General features: G+C 67.0%; 8 protein-coding genes, 1 tRNA gene and 2 rRNA genes. 1 reads left to right on the forward strand and 10 read right to left on the reverse strand.

Annotated features, from left to right (window positions below):
• Window positions 1–32: 32 nt before the first annotated feature.
• The 6 genes from KM295_RS11920 to KM295_RS11945 form a co-directional block, all read right to left on the reverse strand.
• Window positions 33–2063, reverse strand: a complete 2031-nt coding sequence (locus KM295_RS11920) for a bacterio-opsin activator domain-containing protein (protein WP_256030182.1) — start codon at window positions 2061–2063, stop codon at window positions 33–35.
• 94 nt (window positions 2064–2157) lie between these two features.
• Entirely contained in the window at window positions 2158–2604 is a 447-nt protein-coding gene (locus KM295_RS11925) for a universal stress protein (RefSeq protein WP_256030183.1), read from the reverse strand.
• A gap of 126 nt (window positions 2605–2730) precedes the next feature.
• Window positions 2731–3159: a universal stress protein gene (locus tag KM295_RS11930; protein WP_256030184.1), complete on the reverse strand. Its 429-nt coding sequence runs from the start codon at window positions 3157–3159 to the stop codon at window positions 2731–2733.
• Window positions 3160–3240: 81 nt separating this feature from the next.
• Complete coding sequence (locus KM295_RS11935; protein ID WP_256030185.1) at window positions 3241–3963, reverse strand: creatininase family protein; 723 nt, start codon at window positions 3961–3963, stop codon at window positions 3241–3243.
• Window positions 3964–3973: 10 nt separating this feature from the next.
• Entirely contained in the window at window positions 3974–4507 is a 534-nt protein-coding gene (locus tag KM295_RS11940) for a 50S ribosomal protein L16 (protein ID WP_256030186.1), read from the reverse strand.
• Between the two features lie 85 nt (window positions 4508–4592).
• On the reverse strand, window positions 4593–5540 hold the full coding sequence (locus KM295_RS11945) for a CPBP family intramembrane glutamic endopeptidase (RefSeq protein WP_256030187.1): 948 nt from the start codon (window positions 5538–5540) through the stop codon (window positions 4593–4595).
• 105 nt (window positions 5541–5645) lie between these two features.
• Between KM295_RS11945 and KM295_RS11950 the strand changes: the two genes are divergently transcribed.
• Window positions 5646–6647 carry an NAD(P)-dependent oxidoreductase gene (locus KM295_RS11950; RefSeq protein ID WP_256030188.1) on the forward strand — a complete coding sequence of 334 codons (1002 nt, stop codon included), beginning with the start codon at window positions 5646–5648 and terminating at the stop codon, window positions 6645–6647.
• A gap of 62 nt (window positions 6648–6709) precedes the next feature.
• Here KM295_RS11950 and KM295_RS11955 read toward each other — a convergent pair whose 3' ends face one another.
• From KM295_RS11955 to KM295_RS11970, 4 genes are all read right to left on the reverse strand, one after another.
• The gene (locus KM295_RS11955) at window positions 6710–7441 is read right to left on the reverse strand and encodes a fumarylacetoacetate hydrolase family protein (RefSeq protein WP_256030189.1); all 732 of its coding nucleotides are present in this window, start codon (window positions 7439–7441) and stop codon (window positions 6710–6712) included.
• Window positions 7442–7520: 79 nt separating this feature from the next.
• Window positions 7521–7596: transfer RNA gene (locus KM295_RS11960), tRNA-Cys, on the reverse strand.
• Between the two features lie 403 nt (window positions 7597–7999).
• Window positions 8000–8121: ribosomal RNA gene (gene rrf / locus KM295_RS11965) — 5S ribosomal RNA — on the reverse strand.
• A gap of 136 nt (window positions 8122–8257) precedes the next feature.
• A 23S ribosomal RNA gene (locus KM295_RS11970) occupies window positions 8258–8530 on the reverse strand; the annotation flags it as partial.

The raw sequence follows: 8530 nt of genomic DNA on the forward strand, positions 1-8530 counted from the left end.
AATACGAAGTTTGCCCGCGAGTAGTAAATCTATCATACCCGACTAGTTGGGTCAGTTACAGGCTGAATCTCATCGAGGAGTTCCCCGATGATCTTCGATTGTGCGGCACGGAGATGCTGGTGGAACGTCGACCGGGTGATCCCCATCGAGTCGGCGATCTCCTCGCCGGAAACCGGCCGGGGCCACTCGAAGTAGTCGCTCATATACGCCTTCTGGACGGTTTCGAGTTGGCGGTCAGTCAGCTCCGTCTGTAGCGTCTCGACGACTTTCTGTCTGGCGTTTCGGTCGCGCTCGCGGCGCTGTTGGGAGGCCAGCGTGAGTCCCTCGTACTGTTCTAAGAGCGTCTGAACGACCCCACTCGGGTCGGCCGCCCCGGGGAGTTCGATCCGGATGTCCGTGTCGTCACCGCCCGCGGTGAGCGATCGGACGGAGCCGTTGTGATCGAGCACTGTGCGCACCAGCGAGTCCCCGCCGGGAAGCACCTCGAGGAGACATCCTTCCTCGTAGTCGGCGACGAGTTTCAGTTCGGGCGGGTCCGGCATCGTTTCGGCCGCATCCCGCAGCGCATCGATATCGGCGCCGGCGGCCAACACCGAAAGGGCGAACTGGCCGTCGGATCCCGAGACGGCGCCCTTGTAGGTGATCTCACAGTCGGCCCGGGCGGCCAACTCGACGAGCACCGGCCCCGGCTGGCCGCCGCTGAAGACGAGTTCGAGATACTCGTCAGTCACGAGCAGCCGCTGGTTCTGGAGGGCGTTGATACCGGTGCCGACGACGCGGCCGAGCGCTTCAAACACCGCAGTCTCGTGGTCGTCGAGGGTACGGGTCTGCGACGCGTAGACGACCAAGACGCCGTACTCGGCCTCCCGGTACCGGAGCGGGATCGCGGCGATGCCGCCATCGGGGGGCATGAACCGACGGTGTGGCGAGGACTCCGGCAGCGACCCGGCGTCGGCCACCACGACGGTGCCGGTTCGGGCCGCCTCGTTGACGGGATCGGTGTCGTCCGGCAGGACCCGTATCTCCGCCGCGGTCCCACAGCCTGCTCGCGCTTCGGCGACGATCCGATCGCTCGTCATCTGTCTGGTCCCGATCCAGGCGGCGTCGTAGTCGTTTGTCTCGATGACCGCCTTACAGATGCGCTCGTTGATTTCCGTCCGGGAGGTGCTGTTGACGGTCGCGGCGGTTACCCGGCTGACGAGACCATCGATGCGGGCGAGCAAGCGCTCGCGCATCCGGCGGTCGGCCTGCAGTTGCTCGGCCTGTCTCCGTGCGCGGAGTTCGACCTCCTTTCTGTCGGTCACGTCGGTCTGAAAACCGAGGTAGTGTGTCACGTCGCCGTCGTCGTTTCTGATCGGGGCGATATCCAGCTGGTTCCAGAACGGTTCGCCGTTCTTGCGGTAGTTGAGCAACTCGACGGAGACCGGACGGTCGTCGGCGATCGCCTGTCGGATCGTGGCGACCGTCTCGGGATCGGTGTCGTCACCCTGCAGGAACCGACAGTTGCGGCCCAGCGCCTCGTGTTTGTCGTAGCCGGTGAGCCGCTCGAAGGCTTCGTTGACGTAGATGAGCGGCTCGTCGGGTTCGGTCGCGTCCGCGACCGTGATTCCGACCGGCGCCTCGTCCATCGTCCGCTGGGCGAGCCGCAGGTTCGCCGCGGTCGGATCGGAGACGTCGACGGTCCTCGCGACGTGATCCTTGCGGGCCGACTCGACGGTTCGATCGACGACGCGGTCGACGTCCGAGGCCGATTCCCGGGGAACGTACGCGGTCACCCCGGCATCGATCGCCGCCGCGGCGACCTCCTCGTCGCCGTCGTCGGTGTAGATTATAAACGGGAGGTCGGCGTCGCGTTCCCTGACCGCCGAGAGCAGTTCGATGCCGTTTCGGTCCGGAAGCGAGTGATCGCACACGACGCAGTTGGCGTCGTTCTCCCGGAGATACGAGAGCGCCTCGTCGAACCGCGAAACGACCGTCTCGACGGTGAGGTGCTCGGGGAACGCATCCCGGACCTCCGGCGACGACGGGGCGTCCCCGACGAGGAGGACATCAAAGGCAAACATTACGCTATCTGGCCGCCCAATGTATAAAAGACTCCCGCAGGAGCCGCCGACGGTTCGGCGATCGTCTGCCGGTTAGCGGTGGAGGGCACCCCCATCAGTCCGCCCCGGCGGCCTGTTTGCCGCCGATAACGATGACCGGAACCGGGGCGGATTCGAGCAGCCGTTCGGCGGTGCTCCCGAGCACGAGCCGTTTAAATCCCGAGCGACCCGTCGCACCGACGACGACCGCGTCCGCGCCTTTCTGCTCGGCCACGGCGAGGATCCGATCCGGCGGCGGGCCCTCCTCGAGGGACGTGTGACACTCGACGCCGGCGTCTTCGGCCACCGTTCGGGCCCGCTCGAGCGCCTCGCGGGCGTCGGCCCTGAGGTTCTTTCGGACCTCCTCGGGGTCGATGATCGCGTTGTCGTAGGCCGTCCGGGTCTCGACCACGGAGACTGCCTGGAGCGTCGCGCCCGCCGACGCCGCCAACTCGACCGCGTGAGCGAGGGCGGCCCCGGCGTCCGAACTCCCGTCGGTCGCCACGAGCACGGTATCGTACATGCGACCGGCTACGCCCGGGGATGAAATAAACCCGGTCCCGGTCCCGGTCTCCGGATGGCTGTACTGTCAGTGCCGGCGCGGGTGGCGTATCCGGACGGTGGCCCCGTCACGAACGCCTCGTCGGTATCACTCCGGTTCGGTCCGGCGGGCGACAGTGACCGGGACGGGGGCCCGACGGACGACCGTCTCGGCGACGCTGCCGAGAAGCACACGGGAGAGGCCGTCGCGGCCGTGGCTCCCGATGACGACGTGGTCGATGTCGTGCTCTTGGGCGTACTCGACGATCTCTTGGGCCGGGCGCCCGATCGTGGATTCGGTCCGTACGTCCCGGCCGGCGGCCTCGGCCGCCTCGGCCGTCGCCTCAAGGACGGATCCGGCACGCTCCTCGGCCGCCGAGAGCCACTCGTCGCCGATGCCGGGACCCCAGGCGGTGGAGCCGTCGACCGGATCCATCACGTAAAGGGCGACGATCTCGGCGTCGTCGAACAACTTGAGGGTACGATCGAAGGCGGCCTCGGCCGGGGCCGAGCCGTCGACGGGAACGAGTACGCGCATACGCTGGGGTTGGACGGGGCGATACATAAAATCAGCCACGACGGCGCCGGCGAAGCCGACAGGCCCGACCGGCGCGTCGTGTCATCGCTGTCGGTCCGCGACCGCCTCCAGCAGTTCGACGAGCGCGTCGGCCGCCGCATCCAGCAGGTCGGCGCCGAGTTCGGCGTCGCCCTCGCGGGGGTCGCCGACGGCCCCGCTGTCGGTAAATGAGTCCGAATCGTACGCGAGGTTCGTCCCCGAGACCCACTCGCCCCAGCCGTCGGCGCCGCCTTCGGCCGCCGCCTCGGTGCGGTCCTCGTGGATCAACTCCGGAGCGAGATGTCTGATCATCGACGTCTCGGCGGGGCCGGCGTGACCGATATTCTCGAAGTCGGTCGAGTTGAACCAGGTGTACTGGGCGGTGTAGACGTCGCCCTCCCGGCTCATTCGCCCACAGAGCTCTTCGAGCGCGTCGACGTTGCCGCCGTGACCGTTGACAACCACGACCCGATCGATCCCGTGACTCGCAAGGCTCTCGATCGTCTCGCCGACGTAGGCCCGGAACGTGTCCTCGGAGACCCAAAGCGTCCCCTCGAAGTTCCGGTGTTCGGCCGCGACTCCCACGGGGACGGTCGGGCCGACGAGTACCTCCGTGCCTTCGTCGGCGTAGCGGTCGGCGCCGGCTTCGGCGATCGCCTCGGCGGTCATCGAGTCGAGACCGAGGGGCGCGTGTGGGCCGTGCTGTTCGGTGCTGCCGACCGGGAGAAGGGCGAAGTCCGCCTCGACGTCACGGGCGTCGGTCCACGTCACGTCGGCCAGGTGCATCGACGGTTCCTCAGGCGATTAGCAGTTCCTCGCCGCGTTCGACTTTTATCGTCGCTGGCGGGGAGATCTTGTTGTACGCACGGCGGAGCGCGTCCTTGGCGACGTCGGCGTCTTCGGGGTTACACCAGATGGTAAAGAGCCGCTCGCCGCGCTCGATTCGGGCGGCCGTCCCGACGATCTTGCCGAAGGCCTGCCGCATCCCGTCGGAGACACGGTCGGCGCCGGCGCCGGTCGCCTGTTTGTTCTCCCGGATGACCTGGTGGGGGAACTTCCGGAGGATCATCTTGTAGTCGCCACCCTCGCCGAGTTCCTTCAGCATGCGGCGGTTCGCCGACAGCCGGGAAGCCTCCAGCGAGCCGTGACGGATCTGGACTGCCTCATCGAGGATGAGGCTGATCTGGACCTCGTAATCCTCGGGCTCGGCGTCGAAGTTGCCCATCTTGTACTGGGCGACCTTCGAACCGGGGATGCCCGTGATGTACTCGCGCCGCGTGTACGAGGGCTTGTCGAGGTCCCTGTACATCGAGGCGGGCTTGTCACTCATAGTACCCGAAAGGTGGGTCAGTTCGCTGATAAAGGCTTCGAAGCGCGGCGTTCGCGGGGGTTCAAACCGACGGGCGGGGCTGGCGTCATCCGTCGTCACGGCCGGCCGGCGGCGCCGCGATGTCGGTTCTGACCCCGCCACCGACCAGCCGCCCGTAGGCGACGACGCCGAGACACCCGACGAGCGTCCCGGCCAGTCCGAGAAGCCCGCCCTCGAAGCCGACCGCGCCGCCGTGAACGAGCGCGGGGCCGGCGCTGTCGGTCGCGAACAGCCGGATCCCCAGGTCCAGCCCGCTGACCGGCAGCCCGAAGACGAAGTGGGTGAGGTTCCACGCGGTGTGGAACCCGACCGGCAGCGCGAGCCGCCCCGTCAGCGCGTAGCCGAGGCCGAGCGCGGCGCCGGCGACGGCGATCGTGCCCACGCCGAGCCCGTTCATGTTCGGGTTGCTCCCGTGGACGGCGGCGAATCCGAGACTCGAGAGCGCGACCGCGCCGAAGACCGCCGGCCGGCCCCCGAGGCGGACGGTCAGCCCCTCCGCGAGGTTCGTCAGGATGTATCCACGGAAGAGTAACTCCTCGTATACACCGACGACACACATGAGTACCGTCACGAGGGCGAACCCGCCGAGAACCGAAAGTCCCTCGGGGGCGGCCGGCGCGAAACGGGGACGATAGACCCCGAGGGCGACGCCCGCCAGATACGGGCCGGCGACGAGCACGCCGCCGAGGGCGACCCCGACGCCGAGGTCGCGCCGCCACCCGGCGTCGAACGCGACCCCCAGTTCGGGGAACGACCGACGGTCCAGGACCCTGGCCGCGACCGCGACGCCGAGAGCGACCGCGATACCGCTTGCGACCACCGAACCGACGAGTACGACCGGATCGCCGAGGCCGAGGCCGAAGAACATCCGAACGGCGGCGACGACGGCGAGGGTGCCGGCGACCGAGACGAGAGCGAAAAACACGGTCGCGAGGAACAACCGCCACGGCGTCCGGAGCCGTCCGGACGGCACCCGCAGGAGCGACGTCTCCATACCGGCCGTTGCGGCGGCCGCGGAATGAACGTTCCGGCGGCGTCGACAATAGCCGCCCGACGGCCGATGGAGGGTATTTAGGCCCCCGCACACCGATAGGTCGGTATGACGTGGAACGTGCTCGTTGGACGTTGCCCGCTCGAATCGATCCGCTCGGAGTACGACGACTGGGCGACGGTTACGGTCGCCGACGAATACGACAGCCCGGAAGCGCTGGAGGCGGATCTCCCGACGTTCGACGCGATCGTCCTCGGGGGGATCGAACTGACTGCCGACCGCATCGAGCGCGCGGAGAACCTGAAGGTAGTCACCTCGCCGGGCGTCGGGGTCGACCCCGTCGACATCGGGGCGGCGACCGAACACGGCGTCATCGTCTGTAACAACCTCGGCGCGAACACCCGGGCGGTCGCCGAGTACAGTATCACGGCGGCGCTGGCGGTCAGACGGGAACTCCGGCGGGCCGACCGGAACGTCCGGAACGGCGTCTGGGACAAGTTCGACTACATGAACACCGAGATCACCGAGGGGACGATGGGCGTCTTCGGCTACGGCGCCATCGGGCGACTGGTATCCGAGCTGGCACAGGGGCTCGATATGGACACCGTCGCCTACGACCCCTACGTCGAGGGGTTCGCCGAGGGCGTCGAGCCGCTCGAGAGCAAACACGAACTCTTCGAACGGGCCGACTCGGTCGGGGTTCACGCGCCGTTGACCGACGAGACCCGCGGCGCGATCGGCGAGACCGAACTGTACGCACTCGGCGAGGACGGCGTTCTGGTGAACGCCTCCCGGGGACCGCTCGTCGACACCGGAGCGCTCCTCGATGCGCTCCGGGAGGACGTGATCCACGGCGCCGCGATCGACGTCTTCGACGAGGAGCCCGCCCCCGCCGATCACCCGCTTTTCGAGCTGGACAACGTCCTCGTGACGCCCCACATGGCGGGGTCGACGGCGACGTCCGTCCCGGCGAAACACCGCGGTGCCGCCGAAAACATCAGGACGGTCTACGAGGGTTCGGTGCCCGAAACGACGATCAACCGCGACGAGCTCTGTCTGCGAGCCGCCCACGGCGGGGAGGGGCCCGACGGGGACGCCAGACCGTTCTGATATAGGGGACGACCCGCCGACGGCGGCGGCCGTCACCGCGTCTTCACCTCGACGCCTGGAGACTACCGCCGGACGGTCGTGTGTTCGAGCGTGCCGATACCCTCGATCTCGATCTCGACCCGATCGCCGTCCGACAGCGGGCCGACGCCCTCCGGCGTTCCGGTCGCGACGACGTCGCCCGGCTCCAGGGTCATGTAAGTCGTGATCTCCTCTATGAGCTCCGGGATCGGGAAGATCAGGTGTTCGATCGACGACGACTGGCGGGTCTCGCCGTTCACCCGGAGTTCGATCGAGGCGTCAGCCGGGACCGCCTCGGGGGGTGCGATCGCCGGGCCGATCGGCGCCGCGTTGTCGAAGGCCTTCCCGCGCACCCAGTTTTGCTCCCGATCCTGGTCGTCGCGGTTCGAGACGTCGTCGAAGCAGGTGTAGCCGGCGATGTACTCCTCGGCGTCGGCCGCCGCGACGTTGCGGGCCTGTTTGTCGATCACGACGGCCAGTTCCGCCTCGTGTTCGATGTGCTCTTTGCCCGCCGGGAGCGGAACCGCCGCACCCGGGGCGGCGACGGCGCTGGGCGGTTTGAGAAACAAAAGCGGCCGATCCGGGACGTCCTCGTCGCGTTCGTCGGCGTGTTTCGCGTAGTTACGGCCGATACAGACGATCTTGGTCGGCTCGGTCGGGGCCAACAACTCGACTGCATCGCGGTCGTACGTGCGACCGGCCGCGTCGATCCGCCCGTCCGAGAGCTCACCGGTCCGGACGCTCCCGGCCGGATCCCGAAATCTGACCTGTGCCATACCAGGGGATGAAGCCAGCCACCGTCTTATAATGGGACGGTCGAGGAGTGTTGGTGGTCTGCCGATCGGAGAGAAAACAAGCCAAGGGCCGGATTTGAACCGGCGTATAGTTGCTCTGCAGGCAACCGCGTAAGGCCAGACTCTGCCACCTTGGCGCGGCTACAAATAGCGGAGAGGGCGATTTAAGAGTAGCGGTACCCGCCGATCGACAGGGCGAGAGGACGGAAGTATCAGGTCCGACATGCCGCGGACCCAGATTTTTCCCACCCGGAGCGGGAGCAGATCATAAATGACAGCCTAAGCCACGGCATGGGAGTTTCTGAGCGGTTTCGTCACGGGGAAACGCGGATCGTCGTGACGCTCGTTATCATGACCGTCGCGATGACCGCCGCCACCGTTCTCGTACCCGGATGCTGTCACGCGGCGTCAAGTGGGTCCGGAGCCGGATCGACCTCGAGGCGATCGAACGGCCGCGGGGGGCCGAGGAGTAGCGTCGCCACTCGCTGGATAAATACAAAAAACCCCACGTAGCGGATGCTACGCAGGGTTTGAATGAATGGTAGGCGGCGAACCAGATTTCCCAGAGGCTCGCGCACTCCAGTACTCGCTGGAACGCTGGCGGGCTTATCTTCCGTGTTCGGGATGGGTACGGGAGTCGCCCCGCCGCTGTGGCCGCCTTAACGCCGGCTCGCGGAATCGAACCGCGGAACGAGAAGACGTTACTTCTCGCGTCCAACACCGGTGGTGTCTTCACTACCGTCTGTACGTGCGATCCAGTTTACGCCCGGACCCGCTTCATCGGGCGGAGCGATGGAATGATTGGTGGCTTCGATCGGTTAGTGCTCGCGGGCTGAACGTCTCGTTGCCTCGACGCGTACACCCCGAGTCTATCGAACTCCTCTTCTAGGAGAGACCTCGGCGACGCTTCTTTTCCAGGTGGGTTTCCGGCTTAGATGCGTTCAGCCGTTACCCCGTGGTGCGTAGCTGCCCGGCAGTGCCCTCTCGGACAACCGGTAAACCAGTGGCACCCAACCGTAGTTCCTCTCGTACTATACGGTCGTTCCTGTCAAGCGTCAAACACACCCAGTA

Source organism: Natronomonas aquatica, assembly GCF_024449025.1.
GTDB classification, from domain to species: Archaea; Halobacteriota; Halobacteria; order Halobacteriales; family Haloarculaceae; genus Natronomonas; species Natronomonas aquatica.